This window comes from Empedobacter sp. UBA7248 (genome assembly GCF_002472945.1).
In the GTDB taxonomy this organism is placed as follows: domain Bacteria; phylum Bacteroidota; class Bacteroidia; order Flavobacteriales; family Weeksellaceae; genus Empedobacter; species Empedobacter falsenii_C.
This window is the reverse complement of the sequence record NZ_DKSU01000007.1, coordinates 19,954-39,437: the sequence shown is the minus strand read 5'-3', so window position 1 is coordinate 39,437 and position 19,484 is coordinate 19,954. Positions and strand designations below refer to the sequence as shown.

The following is a 19,484-nucleotide window of genomic DNA, read 5'->3' as shown; positions in this document are numbered from 1 at the left end:
TGAAAATTGTAAACGATTTTTTAAAATTCTATCTTTTTTATTTGATTTTGTAACTACCAACAAACAAATCTTTTAAAAGAGAGAAAAAAGTAGCTAATAAAATTATGTTGAGTAACCGAATTTTATGTTAATATTTTCTTAATTAAGAACCTTTGTGTAAATTTTATTCATTTTAAATCAACTACATAGGTTTATTCTCTAAATTAATACCTCACTATTTTTTTAATATGTTTTAATCTTAATTTAGATAAATATTAAAACATTAAAAATGAAAAAAAAATTACTCGCTACAAGCTTAGTCTTCGGACTATTTTACACAAATGCAAATGCACAAAGTAATTCTCTAAATGAAGTTTTAACGGCAGGTTTTCCTACAAGCAAAATCAAAACCGTAAATCTATCAAGATTAGAAACTCAACTACAAGGTACGTTACAAAACAAATCGAAATCTTTAGAAGTAAGCATCCCTGGTTTGAACAAAACGCAAAAAACTTTTACTATTGTTGAAAATCAGGTATTATCTCCAGAATTACAAGCAAAATATCCTAACATCAAAACTTATGTAGGATATTCTTCAGATAATTCTCAAGACAAAATTGTTTTATCTTATTCTCCTTCTAAAGGAGTAACAGCATTAGTTCTTTCTCCTAACAATAATTATTCTATTGAAAAAAAGAATGGAAATTACGAAATTCTGACATCTAAGGAAAGTAGTATTTTAGGAAATTTTGAGTGTGGTTCTGAAGAGAATTTAAAAACATTCTTAGCAGCAAAAACAGCTAACTCTAGCAACAACAATCCTCTAGGAGTAAGAAAATATAAAATAGGTGTAGTTACAGATTTTGATTTTAATAAATCTCAAGTAGCAGAAGGTGAAATCCCTACTAAAGAAACTTCTATGCTAGCTATCGCAAATGTTCTTAATGTTGTGAATTTTGTATATGGTATAGATTTAGCCATAGAATTAGAATTAGTTGATGGTACAGATGAACTTTCTATTCTAACAAAAGAAGATGATAAATATTATTTTTTCAATTTTCTGGGAATAGAAGTAACAAACTTAAATGATTTGACCCAAAAAATATTAGACGACAAAATAGGTTCTGCAAATTATGACGTAGGGATTGTTTTGACAGGAAAAACAAATGGCGGTAAAGCAGGATTAATAGGAAGTGTTTGTAATAATAGTGTAAAAGGTTCTACTTACGCAGGAAATGTAGGTCATTCAGCGTACAAGGCGGCTATGATAGTTGCACATGAGTTAGGTCATCAATTTGGAGCAAATCACGTTCACGCAAGAGCAGAGGAAACTGGAGCTAATGTAGAAACAGGAAGTGGCGTTACTGTAATGGGATACCCAGGTGTTACTGGAACTCATGATGTTGTACCTGATTTTGTTTCTCAGTTTAATCACCATAATCTTAAACAAATTAATGATTATTTAGCAACAACTTCTTGTGGTGTTTTTACACCTAATAATAATACACCTCCTGTAGTTACAGTAGAAAAAAGCGAATATAATATTCCTAAAGGAACAGCATTTAAATTAAAAGGAACAGTATCTGATGCAGAAAGTCCTGATTATATTATTTCAAATTCTTGGGAACAATCAGACCCTTTATTAGGAAAATATACAGGTAATTGGGTTGATACAAGCAGAAACAACACAGAAGGAGCAAACTTTAGAGTTTATCAACATCAAAGTTCACCAATAGCTTATTTCCCACCAATATTAAATGTTGCAGAGGGACAGCTATATTCTACTTGGAATACAGTATCTGATATTGCAAGAGATATGAATTTTACATTACAAGCAAGAGATCTGATAGATTTTGGCACATCGAAGCTTAAAGGACAAATCGCATCTGAGAAAGTAAAAGTTTCTGTAAAAGAAGAAGGACCTTTTAAAATTACAAATATAGACCTTAATCAATCTATAAAAGCAGGAACTCCTTTTGAAGTGAAATGGGACGTTGCAGGAACAGACAGTGGTAATATTAATGTCAAAAATGTAGCTATTAAATTACTTAATTTTGAAGCGAATGTTAACACAATAGAAGATGCATATACAATATTAGCAAGTAATGTACCTAATACAGGTTCTGCAATTGTAACAATTCCTGAAGGAACTGAGACATCTAAAGCAAATATTATTGTAGAAGCTGTAGATAATATATTCTATGCAGCAAGTCCTAACGTTGCTGTTAATAGATCAATAGAATTGATATGTAACACATATGATGTAATTTCTTCTCCATTAACAATACCTGATATGACAGGACAAAATGCAGGAATTCTAAATTTACCAGCTCTTACAATTGACAATTATAATGGAAATATTGAAAATTTCTCTATCCATACAGATATTACACACGCAAATCAAGGTGAACTTGTTTTTTTAATGGGAAAAGAAAATGTTGATAAAGGATATCAATTCTTGAATTATGCGAATTGTTCAGGAAAGCCAAATATGACTTATGAATATAATAGCTATGGAGGAAACACTTTCGAAAACTGTGGTGTAGCAGGTGCAAAAATCACACCTATTGGAACTGATTTAGCGAAGTATTATTATGAGCCAGCAAATGGAACATATTATTTTAGATTAGCAGATATATCACCTTCTAACCAAGGAACAGTTAACAAATTAAGTGTTGAATTTTGTACAATAAAATCTGAAAAATTAAGTATTTCTAACATTCAAGCGAATAATGAAGTAAAAGTTTATCCTAATCCAAGTAATGGAAATTTCTACATTCGTTTAAGTGCTGGTGCATCAAAAGTAAATGTAAATATTTTAAACATTATAGGACAATCTGTATATAGCAAAGATTACACAACAAACTTCTCTAATGAGATAAAAGTAGAAGTAGGACATTTACCTAAAGGAGTTTATATTGTAAAAACTGATGATGGAAAACAACAACAAACTAACAAAATCATCATTAAATAATAATTTTTAACCAAACAACTTAAATCCAACTGAAAATAAATTTCAGTTGGAATTTTTTATCATATTTAGCTATGAGAAAAATATTTTTTTTACCAATATTGATAGTTCTTAATTTATTATCTTGTTCTGTAAACACTAAACAACAAAATTTTCAACAAAAAGAAATTCAATATGAATTAATTTTAATGCTCAAAGAAAATTCAGTACAAACAGATCAAGAAATAGAAATTATAAATAACATACAAAATTTTACAAAAATTTATAAACAATTAAACTTAACCAGGTTTCCCGGAATTCCTATTCCTAAAATAGATTTTGAAGAAAATAGTATTCTCGTTATCAATAAGAAATTATCTGAAGATATAGAATTTACAGACATTGCGTTGGATAAAATTATTCAAAATAAAAAATGTATCAAGGTTTCAACCAAATTAGACAATACAACTATGAATATTAGTAATAAAAACAGAGTATTAAAATTATATAAAATCCCAAAAATAGAAACATCTATTTGTAACTAAATTTAAACCAATATAAAAAATTACCTTTACAATTGCTGACTTGATGAAAGTAAGAACATGGAATTATAAGGATTCTGGAAAATATCTTCTATAAAAAAATCCGATCAAGAATCTCGATCGGATTTATATTTCTAACTTGTTTGTTCTTGGTTAATAAGCTGATTTTCTATTTTTTGATCGATTTCTTTAAAGAATCCGAAACCTTTTAGGATAATGATTAATCCAAAGATTAAAAGACAAATTCCGACTCCTTTTCGTACCATAAATACTTTTTGATCGGTAAAACGTTTTTGAAGCTTTCCTGCCAAAAATATTTTACCCAAATCTATTACAAAATAGGTGGTCAAAACAACTCCCATGTAAAGCATAAAATCGCTTGGATTTGGATATTGAATCATAATTGAAGAGACAATTACAAACCAAAAAACAATGACACCAATATTCAACAAATTCATAATAAATCCATTGATAAACGTTCTCAAATAATTGTTGCTTACAAATCCCGCTTCGCCTTCTATATGTAGCTTTGGTTTAGAGAAATACATGAAAATTCCGTAAATCAATACAAAGAAACCTGCAATGATATAAATGCGGTAAAACTTTGGATGATTGGTCACATAATCTGTAAAATCTTTACTTCCGTAATAGGCTGCTGCAATACACAAAATATCAGCTGCAATAACTCCTAAATCTAGGACTACAGCGGTTTTCCAACTTCTACGCAAACTGGTTTCAATAAGTAAGAAAAATACAGGTCCAATAAGAATTGTACTTAACAAAAAACCTATTAGTATGGCCGAAAATATTATTTCCATAACATAATTAAGGTCTGCAAGATAAGTCTAAAATATGAAACTTAAGCATCAACCAATTCAAAATCTAATTGCTTCTTGATTAAATCAGCATTTAAAACTTTGATTCTAACCGGACTTCCTAACTGATATTTAACACGTGTGCGCTTACCTATTAAAGCATGATTTTTTTCGTCAAAAACAAAATGATCACCTTTCATAGCACGAGAACGAATCAAACCTTCGCAACGCGTTTCTGGAATTTCAACAAAGATTCCATAATCTTGTACACCTGTAATAAACGCATCAAAAGTTTCGCCAACAAATTGCTCCATGTATTTTACTTGCATGTATTTGATTGACTCACGTTCTGCTTCTGCGGCAATTTTTTCGCGAGATGAACAGTGTTTTGCTTTGTCTTCGTAAACAGCCGCTGCAGGAGATTTTTTACCATCTAAATAATCTTGCAATAAACGGTGCGCCATCATATCTGGATAACGACGAATTGGCGACGTAAAATGCGTGTAATAATCGAACGCTAATCCGTAATGTCCAATATTTTCTGTTGTATATTTTGCTTTCGCCATTGTTCGCATAGCCAAAGTTTCAACCATATTTTCTTCTGGTTTTCCTTTCACTTCTGCTAACAATTTGTTCATCGAATTAATAGTTGTTTTACGATCTCCAATCTCTAATTCGTAACCAAATTGACGAATAAAATTCTTTAAGTCTAATAATTTATCTGGATTCGGATCATCGTGAACACGATAAATGTAAGTGTTCGCATTTTCTTTTCCGTGTTTATCTAAACTAATGAATTCTGAAACTTTTTTGTTACATAATAACATGAATTCTTCAATCAATTTATTCGAATCTTTCGAAATTTTGAAGAAAATTCCTTGCGGATTATGCGCTTGATCTAAATCGAATTTTACTTCAACTTTATCAAAATTAACCGCTCCATATTTCATACGTTTTTGACGCATTGTTTTTGCTAATCGATCTAAAGTCAAGATTTCATCTTTAAAATCTCCGTCTTTCCCTTCGATAATTTCTTGTGCTTCCTCGTATGTAAAACGTCTGTCTGAATGCGTTACTGTACGACCAAACCATGTTTTTACAATCTTTGCATTATCATCCATTTCGAATACACCCGAAAACGTATATTTATCTTCATTTGGACGCAAAGAACATGCAACATTCGACAACACTTCTGGCAACATTGGCACTACTCTATCCACCAAATAAACAGAAGTTGCACGTTTGTACGCCTCTTGTTCAATCAACGAACCTGGACGAACATAATGCGTAACATCAGCAATATGAACTCCAATTTCCCAATTTCCGTTCTCTAATTTTCGAATTGATAAGGCATCATCAAAATCTTTTGCATCTTTCGGATCGATTGTAAATGTCGTTACATTTCGCATATCTCTACGGCGAGCTGCTTCGGCTTCGTCTATCGAAGTATCCAAGTGATTTGCTTCTTCTTCTACTTCTTCAGGAAATTGAGCTGGCAAATCGTATTCTAACAAAATCGCATGAATTTCTACATCCGTATCATCTGGACTACCCAAAACTTGCGTGATTTCGCCAAATGGTGAATTAGATCCTTCTGGCCAATTTGTTAATCGAACCACAACTTTTTCTCCTGGTTGAGCATTTTTAATTTTCTCTTTTGGAATAAAAAAATCATGATTACCATTTTGCATCGTTACAAAACCAAAATTTCCGTTTTTTCCTAACTCGAAAATACCAGTAAATTCAGTTTTATTACGCTCGACAATTTCTACAATTTCTCCTTCTGCTCTCGATTGACTGGCATGTTTTTTTGGATAAACATATACGCGAACCGTATCGCCCATTAAGGCATTTCGCGTTTTTCCTTTTTGTACAAAGACATCTTGTTCAAGACCATCAATCATAATATAAGCGCTCCCCGAAGAAGTCAAATCCGCAATCCCAACCATATAATCATTGGTTGCATTGATTTTATATTTTCCTCTTTCTACTTCAGAAATCTTTTTGTCAGCTAATAAAACATTCAAATTCTTAATCAATAATTCTGTATCAATTCGATTTGTTAGGTTTAAAGCTGCTGCAATTTGTTTATAATTTAAAGGTTTATTCGGATTTTGAAATAAAACTTCGATGATAGACTTCGTAAACTTTGTTATGTTTTTGTCTTTTTTCGCCTTTGTATTTTTAAAATTTCTTCTTGGCATAATTTGTTTTCTGTCAAATCTCTTCTTGTTTTTTCGAGATTTATTTTAAAATAGTTAATAAATAAACATCTTAATTATTTGATTATCAAATTAATTTTAATAACTATTGATAAGATGTTAATAAACAACATAACCACTGCAAAGGTAATATATCCTTTTTCTAAAATAACAATTTACAGCCAATTCTATGTTACGGAAAGGATAAGATTACTTGTAACGTTTTGATTTATTGCGAAAATTGAGCCAAAAAAACTATTTTTGCATTGATAATTAATTGAATGAAAACTAAACCATTATATCAAACCTACTTGATTAACCTTGATCGAGCTACGGATCGGCTTGAATTGATGCAAAAAGAATTCGAAAAATGTGAGATTACTTACGAAAGAATTTCTGCTGTAGATGCCAAAACTTTGGATTCGTCAACCTATAAAGTAAAAAATAAATATGACCGCGATTTAGTTCCTGGAGAAATTGGTTGTTATTTGAGTCATGTGAAAACGCTAGAAACTTTTTTGGCTTCTGAAAATGATTTTGCTTTGATTATAGAAGATGATGCAATTTTGGTTGATGATTTTAAATCTGCTGTAGAAAAAGCAATGAATCAATATGATGATTTAAAAGTAAGAGATCATTGGGATGTTTTGAAGTTGTTTAATGGAAAACGAAAACATATCAAAATATCTGATGTTGACCAAAAATATATAATTGCAGCTTGCGGAACGAGTATTCCAATCACAACAATTGCAGCCATTTGGACAAGAAAGGCCGCAGAAAAATTTTTGAATAAAATTAAAACTCCACTTCCTACAATTCAACGTCCTATTGATTGTGATTTGCAGCATGCTTGGGAATTTGATTTAAGAATATATAATCTTCTTCCATCGCTTGTTAAACCAGCTCCAGTAGAAACGCAAATTCAGATTGATCGCAGTTTAAGAAAGTCTAAATTTCCAAGACAAATTCAATACGAATTGAATAGATTATTTCCTAAATATTTCTATTTAATCAATCATCATGGTTTCAAAAAATTCTATGATAGTTTTATTGCAAAGAAAAACGAACGTATTTCTTAGTTAACAATTTAAATGAAGTATAAATATTTTATTTAAAGTGAATTAACAACCATTATAAACAGTTATAAACATTGTTAATTTCAATATAAAACACAAAAAAAGCAGTTTCAAGACTTTGAAACTGCTTTTTCATTTATAATAATTCGATGCTTTCTTCTTTTAATTTTTCTTTTACTTTTCCGTCCCAAATACTTGCTTGTACTTCGCCAATATGTCGAGATTTTAACATAAACATACACATACGAGATTGTCCAATTCCACCTCCAATTGATTCTGTTAACTGATCATCTAACAACATTGAGTGAAATAATAAGTTCTTGCGATCCGAAGAATCTCTAATTTCTAATTGTTTCGTCAAAGCTTCTTTATCCACACGAATTCCCATCGAGGATAACTCGAAAGCAGATTCTAAAACTGGGTTCCAAACTAAAATATCACCGTTCAAACCTCTAAAACCAGCACTGTTTTCTGTACTCCAATCGTCATAATCAGCGGCACGTGCATCGTGTAATTCTCCATTACTCAATTCTCCTCCAATTCCGTAAATAAAAATAGCTCCAAATTCTTTACAAATTGCATTTTCACGTTGTTTCGGCGTAAATGTTGGATACTTTTGTAATAAATCTTCAGACGAAATAAATGTAATTTGTTCTGGTAAAACAGCTTTCAATTGTGGATATTTCGCCTCTACATTTTGCTCCGTTTGTTTAATAACTTCATAAATCGATTTTACTGTCGAAAAAAGATAATCCAATTGACGATCTTGTGGAACAATTACTTTTTCCCAATCCCACTGATCAACATAAATAGAATGAATTGGCGAATAATCTTCGTCTGGACGCAAAGCGCGCATATCTGTTATAATTCCTTCGCCTGGTTCAATTTCTAATTCTTTCAAACGAATACGTTTCCATTTTGCCAAAGAATGCACAACCACTGCATTTTTATCATTCAAAGATTTTATAGGGAACTTTACAGGTCTTTCAATACTATTCAAATCATCATTAATACCTGTTCCATCCAAAACTACTAATGGTCCAGAAACTGGAATAATGTTTAATTCTTTTTGTAATCCTTTCGAAAATTCTTCTTTTACAAAAGAGATTGCTTGTTCTCTACGTAATAATGCTCTGCTCATCTTTTAATCTTTAAATGATTTGTTTTTTTTAACTGATGTAAAAGTAGAACAGCTACAATCAATAAATTTACTATTGACTTAAATTGGTTTAAAAATATTTAATTTTAAATATAAAATATTATTTATACTTAACTATTTAAACTTTATAATAGTTTTAAATTTAATTTTTAAAATAAAAATCGGGCAACTCTTACGAATTGACCGATTTTGTATCTTATATAGATGTATAAAATTATCCGTTGTATGAACAAGCAATTTTATCTACACGTCCTTCGTGACGACCACCTTCAAATTCTGTTGCTAAAAATGTATTCACGATTTCCTCTGCATATTCATACGCAATAAAGCGTGCAGGTAAAGTTAACACATTTGCATTATTGTGTTGACGAGCTAACTTGGCAATATCCGTCATCCAACATAATGCAGCACGAATTCCTTGGTGTTTATTTGCAGTCATTGTAACGCCTTGCGCACTACCACAAATTAAAATTCCGAAATCTGCTTTTCCATCTTCTACAGCTTGTGCCGTTGGGTGTGCAAAATCAGGGTAATCAACACTCTCTGTTGAGAACGTACCAAAATCCTCAACCTCAAATCCTTGACTTGTTAAAAAGGGTACTAATTTCTCCTTATAATCGAACCCAGCATGGTCCGCTCCGATTGCAATTTTCATTTAATTAACAGGTGTTTTTGTTGTTTTTGTTTAAATAATTGTAAATCAAATGTTAAGTAAAAGTAACAACTTGTTAAAAGATGATTGAATAAAACTAATAACTTTTCGAGAGAAAAATTTGGAAATCTGATTCAAAAAATCAATTAGAAATAAATCAATACAAGTCAAGTAAAAGTTTTCATTTTGGCATAAAAGATTTACACACCGTTATGAATAGTTTTCACAAAACTTCTTTTTAACAAAAGTTGTTTATCAACCAAAATGATAAATTGTTGATAGAATATCTAACTCTTTCATTACAAAACAAAATTACAAATAATAGCTTGTTAATTGCTATTAAATAAAATTTATCTCACTTTAGTTATCCACATATTAACAGTGCTAATAATAGTAACATATTTTTCTTTTTTTAAAATTTAAAAATTAATTAAACTATATATATTATTATGAATTGTTAATAGTTGAAAATTGTGTTGAATGATTTTAAGTCTCAAAATGAAAGTTTGATTACTTTTGTGTAGATCAAAATTTCAAATCAAAATATGAAAACAATCAACGATTACAATTTCGAAAACAAGAAAGCATTGATTCGTGTTGACTTCAATGTTCCGCAAGACGAAAACTTAAATGTGACAGATGATACACGTATTAGAGCTGCAAAACCAACGATCGACAAAATATTGAAAGATGGTGGCGCTGTTGTATTAATGAGTCATTTGGGACGTCCTAAAGGCGAATTCAATGATAAATATTCATTAAAACATATTGCATCAAAAGTTTCAGAAATTCTTGGCGTTGATGTGATCGTTGCGAATGATGTTATTGGCGATGATGCGAAACAAAAAGTAAGTAATCTAAAACCAGGCCAAGTTTTATTATTGGAGAATGTTCGTTTCCACAATGAGGAAGAAGCTGGAGATAAAGATTTTGCAAAAGCATTGGCTCAATTTGGAGATATTTATGTGAATGACGCTTTCGGAACTGCACACCGCGCACATGCTTCGACTGCAATTATTGCTGAATTTTTTCCAGAAAATAAATGTTTTGGTTTGTTAATGGAACAAGAATTAACAGCTATTAACAAAGTGTTGGCTGATGGTGAAAAACCTGTAACAGCAGTACTTGGAGGAGCTAAAGTGTCTTCTAAAATTACGATTATCAACAATATTTTACCAGTTATTGATAACTTAATTATTGGTGGTGGAATGACGTATACATTTGTAAAAGCAAATGGAGGAAAAATCGGAAATTCGCTAGTAGAAGATGATAAATTAGATTTAGCGAAAGAAATTTTGGCTGAATGTGAAAAACATAATGTAAAAGTTTATTTACCAGTTGACAATGTGATTGCTGATAATTTCAGTAATGATGCAAATACACAAACAGTTCCTTCTGATCAAATTCCTGATGGATGGATGGGAATGGATGTTGGTGTAGAATCGTCAAAAGTTTTTGCAGATGTAATTAATAATTCGAAAACAATTCTTTGGAATGGTCCTTTAGGTGTTTTTGAAATGTCAAATTTTGCAAAAGGAACTATTGCTTTAGGTGATGCAATTGCTGAAGCTACGGCAAACGGCGCTTTCTCGCTTGTTGGTGGTGGAGATTCTGTTGCTTTCGTAAAACAATTTGGTTACGATGACAAAGTAAGCTACGTTTCTACAGGAGGTGGCGCAATGTTAGAATCGTTGGAAGGTAAAGAATTACCAGGAGTTGCTGCAATTTTAAAATAAGAAAGGGAAAAAAATACTTAAAATAGTAGAAAAATTAAGCCGAGCATTTGCTCGGCTTTTTTTGTGACTTTTAAAGTCATCCTGAACTCGTTTCAGGATCACACTTTATGAGAAACTGAGTTTATTTCTATTTGCCAATTGTTAATTATAATCATTTGTTATTTAATAAATTAACTACTTTTCAACTGAGTTATAAAAAAAAATGTTTATAGCATGATTAATTACTCAAATTGTTAATAGTAAACTATTCAATATAAATGAATTAAAAAGTTATGAATAGACTTTATTAAAACTTGTGAATAATGATGATTTTAGAACTAAATTGATTTAAGAAAGTTAAAATTGTTAATTATAAAATATTGCTAAACAATAAATTAAAAAGTAATTAAGATAGTTTATCAAAAATTGTTGAAACTGAAATCTCCCTACAATTAGCCATTTTATTTGTAGAAAAGGATTGTTATATTCGTAATGATTTAATAATCAATCTATGAATGAATTTAACCAACGACTAAACGAAGTAGAAAATCATTTGCAGCACAATGATCTTGATTTGGGGTATCGCCGATTAATTGATTGCGTGTTGGATTTTGGAGAGAAATCTTTTTACAAAGAGATTATCTCATATTCAGATCTTTATTACAACGAAAATTCTACGAACGATAATAAAGCAAAGAAAGCTTTAGAATTGGTAGAAAAATTGAAACAAGCTTCTCCTCCGCCCTTTCAGAAAGAAGAAACGTTGATATCAACCAACAATGTTGAAAAAGCTTATCATCGTCGAAATTTTAAACTTCATCCGATCACTTTTGATTTAAAATCGCGTGAAGTTGTTGGTTTGGTTGGAGAAAATGGAAATGGAAAAACAACTTTACTTCGATTAATTTGTGGTGAATTGAAACCAACTTCTGGCGAAATAAATTATCATTTTTCGAATGCAAAACCTTTTAGTTTCGAGTTAAAAACCAAATTGGTTTATGTGCCACAACGAATCGAAGTTTTATATGGTTCGTTGATGGAAAATCTACAATTCACATTAACTTGTTATGATATTTATAGTGAAGAAAATAGGTTGTTAGCAAATGTAATGTTGGCGCGCTTGGGGCTTTGGCCATACAAGGATTTGCAATGGAGACAATTGTCGTCTGGTTATAAAATGCGCTTCGAATTGGCACGAACGTTATTGCGTCGTCCAAAAGTATTGTTGCTAGACGAACCTTTGGCGAATTTGGATATTTTGGCACAACAAATTATTCTTGAAGATTTGAAATTTTTATCACAATCTATTCGTAATCCTTTTGGTGTTATTTTGAGTTCTCAACAATTGTACGAAGTTGAAAAGGTATCGACAGAAGTTCTTTTTTTAGAGCAAGGAAAGCTTAAAATACATGGAGATACAAATGAATTGGAAGGTGATTTTACGATTGTTGAAATTGATGTTGAAAACACAAAAGAAGAGTTATTAACAGCTTTATCTAACATCGAAATTAAGCAAATAAAATTCAATGGAGGTTCGTATATCGCGTATTTTGATAATAAAATCTCGATGAATAATATTTTGTCAGAAATAGGAAAATCGTCATTGAAAGTAAAATACATTCGAGATATTTCGAAATCAAGTCGTCGCTTTTTTGTCAATTAAAACTAACCAACTATGTTCAAAAAAATAAATCAAACTTTAATTACAAAATATCCGCTGATTTGGAATCTAAAATTTATTTGGATTTTGTTGACAGTTTTAGTTTTCAACTTGATTGCATTTATCAACGGATTTTTATTTTTTACTAAAAAATCTCAACTGCAAGAAAGTGGACTTTATGAAGTGTTTTTCAACTCAGGAATTATTATTTATTATCTATTAATTGGTGTCATTATTGGCGTTATTTGGCTGTATTTCTATATTAAAAATAATCGTTTCAAATCAAATTATCCAACCTCGAGAAATTATTTATTCAAAGAATTTTTGACCATTTTCTTCATTATATTTTTGATGTTTTATGTACCAAATTCGTTCAAAACTGGTCTTAAATTTCGTGTTTCAAATTATATGAGCGAAGAACAATATTTGAAAGATATCGACATTATTAACAGAACACAAGGTTTTACACTTCGATCAGAATTTGGTTACGATAATTATTCGAGAAATTTACCTGTTCCAGCTTTTGATTCGTTGGTTTCGGAGAAAGAAACAAGAGAATTGTATGAAAAAAATAAGAGAGAATATTTAAGAGAAAATCCACATGATTCGTATAATGTTTTTTTAGAACCGTATTTCAGAAATCCTGAATTTGAAACCTTATTAAGAGATTATTTTCCCGAGCGATTTAGTTATTCTAAAATTAATTTTAATCAAACATATCAACCTCTAAAAAAGAATAATTCGTCTACAAATCAGCTTTATGAAGAAGCGGCGTATCCCGATGCAGCAGCTGTAGATATGGCTTATGCAACAAGTATAGATTCTGTTTCGTATGCAAGTCCTGTAAACGCTTCAGAAAAACCACAAACGTATTTCAACTTAGCAAGTTTGTATAATTATAGTTTTTTGGCTTTTAACAATCCGAAAGATTCTACTTTAAATCATCAGTTTTACGATGAACAATGGATTGCTTTGTTGCAAAAAAATGATCGAAAAACAATTGAAATTTTATTGAATAGTTATACTGATTTACTAAAAAAACAAGAAATTGGTTATCAATTCAAACATAAAAATTGGATTGATTATTTGCCGCAATATCCGTATTATTTTATAGATTCAAATTTAAACTACAAAGAAATAAATTATAAAAAACAAGATTACATCAACCAATCAAGTTTAAATAGAGTGTATGAAAATATTGAGCTTGCTAAATACAGTTCCAGTTGGTTAGAACTTATTCAATATTATTTACTAATTGCTTTAATCATTACTGTTTTGATTATAACGTTCAGATTTAGTTCGTTCAAAGTTTGGTTAATTTCATTAATTGGCGCAGGAATTTTGGCAATCTTAGGAAGCGTTTTCGGAATTTCTATCAATGCAAGTATCGGTTATACACAATTTGCACCTTATATTATTTTATTTGTTTTTTACATTGCATTTATAGCGATTACACTAATTGGTTTGTGTTCCAAAAAATATAAAGTTTTAACTGGTGTTAATCTTAATTGGTTTGTTGCTACTAATGTTTTTATTGGAATTGTGATGCTTAGTTTTTACACAGATTTACGTGCAGAAATGTTGTATGATCCAACCAATCAAATAAGTGTTTATGATTTGAGACAAACAAATAAAGAATTGTTGATGTTGCAAGAATTTGCAGAAATTTTTCTATACATCAATCCAATTTTATATTTAATAAGTTTTTATTTCATCATCAATCTTTACAAAAAATGGCAAGCAATGCCAGAAGAATAAAAAAGAAAAGCGAGCTAAATCGGCTCGCTTTTCACTTGATAATTGAATGAAAATGAATTTTAAAAACTACTTTAAAAAAACTTACTTATGAAATGAAATAACACATTGTGTTATTCAATAATAATTTTTAAACTCACACAAATTTTAAAATATTCTTTCAAAATTTAAATTAATAGAGGTTAACCTACAAAATTTGTAGGTTAACCCTATCTTTATGATTTTATGCACATTTAGACGAAGGTCTATTTCCTTTTGCATCACGTTTTTTGTGCATACTAAATTTATCAGATTTCATACGTTTTTCACGATCTTGTTTGTATTGATTGAACTGATTTTTGTCTAAAATTTTCTCTAATTTAGTATCAAAATCGTTTGTACCTTTTTCTGGTCGAGATCCTCTTTCTCCTTTTTGAGTAGAATTTTTGTCTCTGTTCACAAATTCTTTTTTCATGTCAGAATCTCTACTTTCTAACAACGATTTTACTTTTTTCTTTTGAGCCGAACTCAAATTGTATTGATCAAATTCTTTCAATTGCTGATCTACAGTCGGGCGTTCTCTTTGCTCTTTTCTGTTTCCAGATTTTTCACCTTGTTGTGGTCTTTCCTGTGCCGATAATGTCATTACCATCATCATGCTTGCTAATAAAAATACTTTTTTCATTTTGTTTAAATTTTATTGTGTTTATTATTTATGTGTTTTTCTACTATCTGTTGATTTAGATTTTTGAGAAACATTTGGTTTGTTCGATGTATTTTTTTGATCTTTTATATATTGAGCATATTGTTTTTTACTCAAGATTTTCTCTAATTTTTTATTGAAATTTGATGTTGATAAATTATCTTCTAACAGAGATTTTACTTTCTTTTTCTGAGAAGTTGTTAAATTATATTGATCAAATTTTTTCAGTTGTCTATCAACAGAATTTGTTTGCGTATGTTCTACTTTATTCTTTTGTTGTTGATTATTTCCTTGTGGTCTTTGTTGAGCAGAAACTGCCATCACCATCATCATACTTGCTAATAAAAATGCTTTTCTCATAATCTATGTTTTTGTTTACAACTAAATGTTAGAATTATATTCTTTTCATTTTTCTTGAAACAAAGTTGCAACACAAAAAAAAGACGTCAAAAATATTGAGGTAAACGAGTGTTAAGTAGCGGTGAAATCAAGGATTTATTAAAAGTTTTAACAAAATTGTCAAATTTATTGAATAAAAAAATCCATTCGAAAAAGAATGGATTTTGATATATTTTTTTGAAAGATTATTTCAATTCTTTTCCTAATAATTTTCCAGTTGATTCGTACGCAGAAGCAATTCGACCGTATTCCATAACAAAATCATTTTTACCAGAAGTTCCTTTTACTTTATCCGATTTTATAGAAAGTAAAATGTTAGAAGGATTTGCGGTTTCAACAAAATTTAAAGTTGTGCTTAGTTTTGCTGGCTCTACAACTATACCTGCATGATATCCAGGATAAATCCATTCAGAATTGATAATCAAAGTATATTTTGCAGCTGGATTTTTTACAAAATTTAATTTTTTAGATTTAGTAGTTCCTTTTATAAATTTATCCAAAAAGGTAACATTTCTATTTTCATTCCAATCTGCAAACCATTGTTTCCAATAATTTTCTCCTCTTTTCGGATTATCTAAGACATCTTTTTCACGTTTCTCTAAATATTCAGTTTCAGTTTTATTTTCATCATAAAATTTGACATCATCAAATAACAGTTGAACATTAATTTCTTTTTGATCTTTTAAAAAATCAGTGTTCCCAGATAAAACCTGAATCTTTTGAGCAAAAGTTAAAATGCTTGTCATAAAGCAAATCATCAGTAAATAATTCTTCATATAGTATTGTTTTTCAGTAAAAATATAAATATTCTTTAAATAGTTATTGTATAATGATTTAAAGAAATATTATTTAGAAACGTTTATTGTTTATAAATAGTTTGTAAGTCTTGCAAAAATTTTCCTGAAAATAATAATCAAATCGTTTGGTACACTACTTTTGTCTTAACAAAGTTTAACAATATTGTATGAAAGTTTTAGTTTCTAAATCAATTGTATTTGTTAATTTTAGAGGAAATTTGAATCAATAATATAAACATTAATTTCAAAGAAATTTTGGATATACAACAACTAAACCAACAAATAGAAGCAAAAAGCGAAAGCATTGCAAGGTTGACATCGGAAATCAATAAAGCGATTATTGGACAAGAAAAAATGATTGAAAGTCTATTAATCGGATTACTTGGAAATGGACACGTTTTATTAGAAGGTGTTCCTGGATTAGCAAAAACGTTAGCGATTAAAACATTATCTGATGCTGTTGATGGTTCTTTTTCTCGTATACAATTTACACCAGATTTGTTACCTGCAGATGTTGTGGGGACACTTATTTATAATGTAAAAGAAAACGATTTTAGAATCAAAAAAGGTCCAATCTTTGCGAATTTTGTTTTGGCTGATGAGATTAACCGTTCGCCTGCAAAAGTGCAATCTGCCTTGTTAGAAGCGATGCAAGAGCGTCAAGTAACAATTGGTGATGAAACGTATCCGTTACAAAAACCTTTCTTGGTTTTAGCTACTCAAAATCCGGTGGAACAAGAAGGAACTTATCCTTTGCCAGAAGCGCAAGTTGACCGTTTTATGTTGAAAACTGTAATTACTTATCCAGAATTTGAAGCAGAACGTTTGATCTTGAGAAATTCGATTAATCAATCTTTTCCAAAAATTGAGAAAGTAATCTCTATTCAAGAATTGTTGGATGCGCGCGAAATGGTGAAACAAGTTTACATGGACGAAAAAATTGAAAAATATATTTTGGATATTATTTTCGCAACTCGTTTTCCAGAAAAAGTTGGATTAGAAAAATTGGTTCCAATGATTTCATTTGGTTCTTCACCTCGTGGATCAATCAATTTGGCACAAGCTTCTAAAGTATATGCATTTTTACGCAAACGCGCTTATGTTATTCCAGACGATGTACGTGCAATGGCAAAAGATGTGTTGCGTCACCGTATCGGAATTAGCTACGAAGCAGAAGCAGAAAATGTTACGCCAGAAGAAATTATTGACAATATTCTTAATGTTGTTCCAGTTCCTTAAACCATTATTCAAAATCATTTAAACTTTGGATGCAAAAGAAATCATCAAACGTGTAAAACGTATTGAGCTAAAAAGCAAGCGTAAAGCGAGCAACCTTTTTATGGGTGAATATCACAGTTCATTCAAAGGAAGAGGTATGATTTTTAGTGAAATTCGTCCTTATCAATACGGTGATGACGTTCGTAATATCGATTGGAATAAAACGGCTCGATACAGCGAACCTTATGTAAAAGTTTTTGAAGAAGAACGAGAATTAACCATGTTTTTATTGGTTGATGTTTCGAATTCTGAAAACTTTGGAACACGAAAACAAATTAAAATGGAAACGATTGCTGAATTGAGTGCTACTTTGGCTTTTTCGGCAATTACCTATAATGATAAAGTTGGTTTGATTTTATATTCGGATCAAGTGGAGAAATTTATTCCACCCAAAAAAGGAAAACAACATGTGTTGCGTTTGGTGAGAGAAATTGTTTCTTACGAACCAAAAAGCAAGAAAACTGATTTGGCAGCGACGTTAGAAACATTTATGAATTTGGTTCGCCGAAAATCAAATGTTTTTATTCTTTCAGATTTTATTGATTCTTCTGATTATGAAAAAGCGTTGCGAATCGTAGCAAAAAAACATGATGTGACTGGAATTAGAGTTTATGACGAAAAAGAGCAATCTTTTCCAGATGTAGGTTTGGTTCATGTGCAAGATAACGAAACAGGAGAAATCCGCTTGATAGACACTTCATCTAAGAAATTGCGTCAACAATATGCGCAATATTATCGCGATTTAGATCAACGTTATCAATCTATATTCAAAAAAAATCATTCAGGCGCGATCAGTATTCGTACCGACGAAGATTATGTTCGCCCATTGTTAAACTACTTTAAAAGTCATAAAGCTTAATGAAGAATTTATTGCTTTTAGTAAATTTTTTTATCCTTCAATTTTCGTTTGCGCAAGAAATTATGCCAAAATTGGATCGCACGACAATCAAAATTGGCGAGCCAATCCAATATGAAGTAAAAATTGATTACAAAGCAGGTGATAAAATTGTTTTTCCTACGATTTCAGATTCAATTAATCATCACATCGAGGTTTTAGGTCAAAAAATTGACACTGTAAAAACGGATGGAAAATCTGAAATTGTTCAACATTTAGAATTGACTGGATATGATGCAGGTAAATTTAATATTCCGTCATTTATCATTCAGAAAAATGGAAAAGATTTAACAACAAAACAACTCGAAATTGATATTCAAGATATTGCAGTTGATACAACGAAAAATGCAATTTTCCCGATAAAACCTGTAATGGAAGAAGAATATTCTATTGGAGATTATTGGAATAAATATTGGTTGTACGGCATTATTGCCTTGATTTTATTTATCATCGGAATTGTTTTGGTTGTATTATATGTTCGAGCAAAATCGAAATTATCTGGCAAAGATTCGTACAAAACGCCTTATGACGAAGCGAAAGCAAGTCTGAAAGCGTTGGATGCCAAGAAATATTTGAAACGTGGTGAACAAAAAGAATATTACACGCAATTATCATTTGTTGTAAGACGATATTTAGGACGTATTTATAACTTTTCGGCATTAGAAATTTTGTCGGATGATTTGGTAAAATATGTTGCGACAAAACCAGATGTTTTGCCAGAAGATGTACAGAAATTTAAACAATTTTTGTTCGATGCTGATTTGGTAAAATTCGCAAAACAAGAGTTTGATGAACCTACAAATACTTCGCACCGAAATTGGGTAGATGAATTTGTAGATCGTGTAAAACCATTAGAAATTCCGGAGAACGAAGATTTGAAAAAAGATCAAGTGACGGGAGAAAAATATAAACAGTTTAATAACAATTAG

Annotated in this window: 16 protein-coding genes; 9 read left to right on the top strand and 7 right to left on the bottom strand. The window is 30.3% G+C overall.

Annotated features, from left to right (window positions below):
• The first annotated feature begins 268 nt into the window (after positions 1 to 268).
• Both B4A23_RS05820 and B4A23_RS05815 read left to right on the top strand, forming a co-directional pair.
• Positions 269 to 2,953, top strand: a complete 2,685-nt coding sequence (locus B4A23_RS05820; protein ID WP_291117974.1) for a reprolysin-like metallopeptidase — start codon at positions 269 to 271, stop codon at positions 2,951 to 2,953.
• 71 nt (positions 2,954 to 3,024) lie between these two features.
• Positions 3,025 to 3,474 (top strand): hypothetical protein, encoded by a 450-nt coding sequence (locus B4A23_RS05815; RefSeq protein ID WP_291117971.1) that lies wholly within the window; start codon positions 3,025 to 3,027, stop codon positions 3,472 to 3,474.
• Positions 3,475 to 3,605: 131 nt separating this feature from the next.
• On the opposite strand, the gene B4A23_RS05810 is transcribed toward B4A23_RS05815, so the two are convergent.
• Together B4A23_RS05810 and rnr are read right to left on the bottom strand one after the other, a co-directional pair.
• Positions 3,606 to 4,289, bottom strand: a complete 684-nt coding sequence (locus tag B4A23_RS05810; RefSeq protein ID WP_180905536.1) for a LysE family translocator — start codon at positions 4,287 to 4,289, stop codon at positions 3,606 to 3,608.
• A gap of 41 nt (positions 4,290 to 4,330) precedes the next feature.
• Positions 4,331 to 6,490: a ribonuclease R gene (rnr, locus tag B4A23_RS05805; RefSeq protein ID WP_291117969.1), complete on the bottom strand. Its 2,160-nt coding sequence runs from the start codon at positions 6,488 to 6,490 to the stop codon at positions 4,331 to 4,333.
• A 278-nt stretch (positions 6,491 to 6,768) separates the two neighbouring features.
• Between rnr and B4A23_RS05800 the strand changes: the two genes are divergently transcribed.
• A complete protein-coding gene (locus B4A23_RS05800; protein WP_291117967.1) occupies positions 6,769 to 7,566 on the top strand; it encodes a glycosyltransferase family 25 protein in 798 nt (265 codons plus the stop codon).
• Between the two features lie 133 nt (positions 7,567 to 7,699).
• Here B4A23_RS05800 and asnA read toward each other — a convergent pair whose 3' ends face one another.
• A complete protein-coding gene (asnA, locus tag B4A23_RS05795) occupies positions 7,700 to 8,704 on the bottom strand; it encodes an aspartate--ammonia ligase (protein WP_291117964.1) in 1,005 nt (334 codons plus the stop codon).
• 232 nt (positions 8,705 to 8,936) lie between these two features.
• On the bottom strand, positions 8,937 to 9,377 hold the full coding sequence (gene rpiB, locus B4A23_RS05790; RefSeq protein WP_291117961.1) for a ribose 5-phosphate isomerase B: 441 nt from the start codon (positions 9,375 to 9,377) through the stop codon (positions 8,937 to 8,939).
• A gap of 542 nt (positions 9,378 to 9,919) precedes the next feature.
• Here rpiB and B4A23_RS05785 point away from each other — a divergent pair.
• From B4A23_RS05785 to B4A23_RS05775, 3 genes are all read left to right on the top strand, one after another.
• Positions 9,920 to 11,110, top strand: coding sequence for a phosphoglycerate kinase (locus B4A23_RS05785; RefSeq protein ID WP_291117958.1), 1,191 nt, complete (start codon positions 9,920 to 9,922; stop codon positions 11,108 to 11,110).
• A 490-nt stretch (positions 11,111 to 11,600) separates the two neighbouring features.
• Positions 11,601 to 12,752, top strand: a complete 1,152-nt coding sequence (locus B4A23_RS05780) for an ABC transporter ATP-binding protein (RefSeq protein WP_291117955.1) — start codon at positions 11,601 to 11,603, stop codon at positions 12,750 to 12,752.
• A 12-nt stretch (positions 12,753 to 12,764) separates the two neighbouring features.
• A complete protein-coding gene (locus tag B4A23_RS05775; protein ID WP_291117952.1) occupies positions 12,765 to 14,507 on the top strand; it encodes a hypothetical protein in 1,743 nt (580 codons plus the stop codon).
• A 220-nt stretch (positions 14,508 to 14,727) separates the two neighbouring features.
• Here B4A23_RS05775 and B4A23_RS05770 read toward each other — a convergent pair whose 3' ends face one another.
• The 3 genes from B4A23_RS05770 to B4A23_RS05760 all read right to left on the bottom strand — a co-directional run bounded on the left by B4A23_RS05770 (position 14,728) and on the right by B4A23_RS05760 (position 16,361).
• On the bottom strand, positions 14,728 to 15,168 hold the full coding sequence (locus B4A23_RS05770; RefSeq protein ID WP_291117949.1) for a hypothetical protein: 441 nt from the start codon (positions 15,166 to 15,168) through the stop codon (positions 14,728 to 14,730).
• Positions 15,169 to 15,192: 24 nt separating this feature from the next.
• Positions 15,193 to 15,546, bottom strand: coding sequence for a hypothetical protein (locus B4A23_RS05765; protein ID WP_291117946.1), 354 nt, complete (start codon positions 15,544 to 15,546; stop codon positions 15,193 to 15,195).
• Between the two features lie 224 nt (positions 15,547 to 15,770).
• Positions 15,771 to 16,361 (bottom strand): hypothetical protein, encoded by a 591-nt coding sequence (locus B4A23_RS05760; RefSeq protein WP_291117943.1) that lies wholly within the window; start codon positions 16,359 to 16,361, stop codon positions 15,771 to 15,773.
• A 282-nt stretch (positions 16,362 to 16,643) separates the two neighbouring features.
• On the opposite strand from B4A23_RS05760, the gene B4A23_RS05755 reads away from it, so the two are divergent.
• The 3 genes from B4A23_RS05755 to B4A23_RS05745 are packed head-to-tail and all read left to right on the top strand — an operon-like array spanning position 16,644 to position 19,484.
• Positions 16,644 to 17,621, top strand: a complete 978-nt coding sequence (locus B4A23_RS05755; protein ID WP_414647063.1) for an AAA family ATPase — start codon at positions 16,644 to 16,646, stop codon at positions 17,619 to 17,621.
• Positions 17,622 to 17,646: 25 nt separating this feature from the next.
• Entirely contained in the window at positions 17,647 to 18,519 is an 873-nt protein-coding gene (locus tag B4A23_RS05750; protein WP_286478586.1) for a DUF58 domain-containing protein, read from the top strand.
• Positions 18,519 to 19,484 carry a BatD family protein gene (locus B4A23_RS05745; RefSeq protein WP_291117940.1) on the top strand — a complete coding sequence of 322 codons (966 nt, stop codon included), beginning with the start codon at positions 18,519 to 18,521 and terminating at the stop codon, positions 19,482 to 19,484. Before B4A23_RS05750 ends, B4A23_RS05745 begins: the two co-directional genes overlap by 1 nt.

Bases quoted from the DNA above. Each gene is read 5' to 3' on its own strand.
- B4A23_RS05820 (WP_291117974.1), top strand. From the start codon at position 269: ATGAAAAAAAAATTACTCGCTACAAGCTTAGTCTTCGGACTATTTTAC.
- B4A23_RS05815 (WP_291117971.1), top strand. From the start codon at position 3,025: ATGAGAAAAATATTTTTTTTACCAATATTGATAGTTCTTAATTTATTA.
- B4A23_RS05810 (WP_180905536.1), bottom strand. From the start codon at position 4,289: ATGGAAATAATATTTTCGGCCATACTAATAGGTTTTTTGTTAAGTACA.
- rnr (WP_291117969.1), bottom strand. From the start codon at position 6,490: ATGCCAAGAAGAAATTTTAAAAATACAAAGGCGAAAAAAGACAAAAAC.
- B4A23_RS05800 (WP_291117967.1), top strand. From the start codon at position 6,769: ATGAAAACTAAACCATTATATCAAACCTACTTGATTAACCTTGATCGA.
- asnA (WP_291117964.1), bottom strand. From the start codon at position 8,704: ATGAGCAGAGCATTATTACGTAGAGAACAAGCAATCTCTTTTGTAAAA.
- rpiB (WP_291117961.1), bottom strand. From the start codon at position 9,377: ATGAAAATTGCAATCGGAGCGGACCATGCTGGGTTCGATTATAAGGAG.
- B4A23_RS05785 (WP_291117958.1), top strand. From the start codon at position 9,920: ATGAAAACAATCAACGATTACAATTTCGAAAACAAGAAAGCATTGATT.
- B4A23_RS05780 (WP_291117955.1), top strand. From the start codon at position 11,601: ATGAATGAATTTAACCAACGACTAAACGAAGTAGAAAATCATTTGCAG.
- B4A23_RS05775 (WP_291117952.1), top strand. From the start codon at position 12,765: ATGTTCAAAAAAATAAATCAAACTTTAATTACAAAATATCCGCTGATT.
- B4A23_RS05770 (WP_291117949.1), bottom strand. From the start codon at position 15,168: ATGAAAAAAGTATTTTTATTAGCAAGCATGATGATGGTAATGACATTA.
- B4A23_RS05765 (WP_291117946.1), bottom strand. From the start codon at position 15,546: ATGAGAAAAGCATTTTTATTAGCAAGTATGATGATGGTGATGGCAGTT.
- B4A23_RS05760 (WP_291117943.1), bottom strand. From the start codon at position 16,361: ATGAAGAATTATTTACTGATGATTTGCTTTATGACAAGCATTTTAACT.
- B4A23_RS05745 (WP_291117940.1), top strand. From the start codon at position 18,519: ATGAAGAATTTATTGCTTTTAGTAAATTTTTTTATCCTTCAATTTTCG.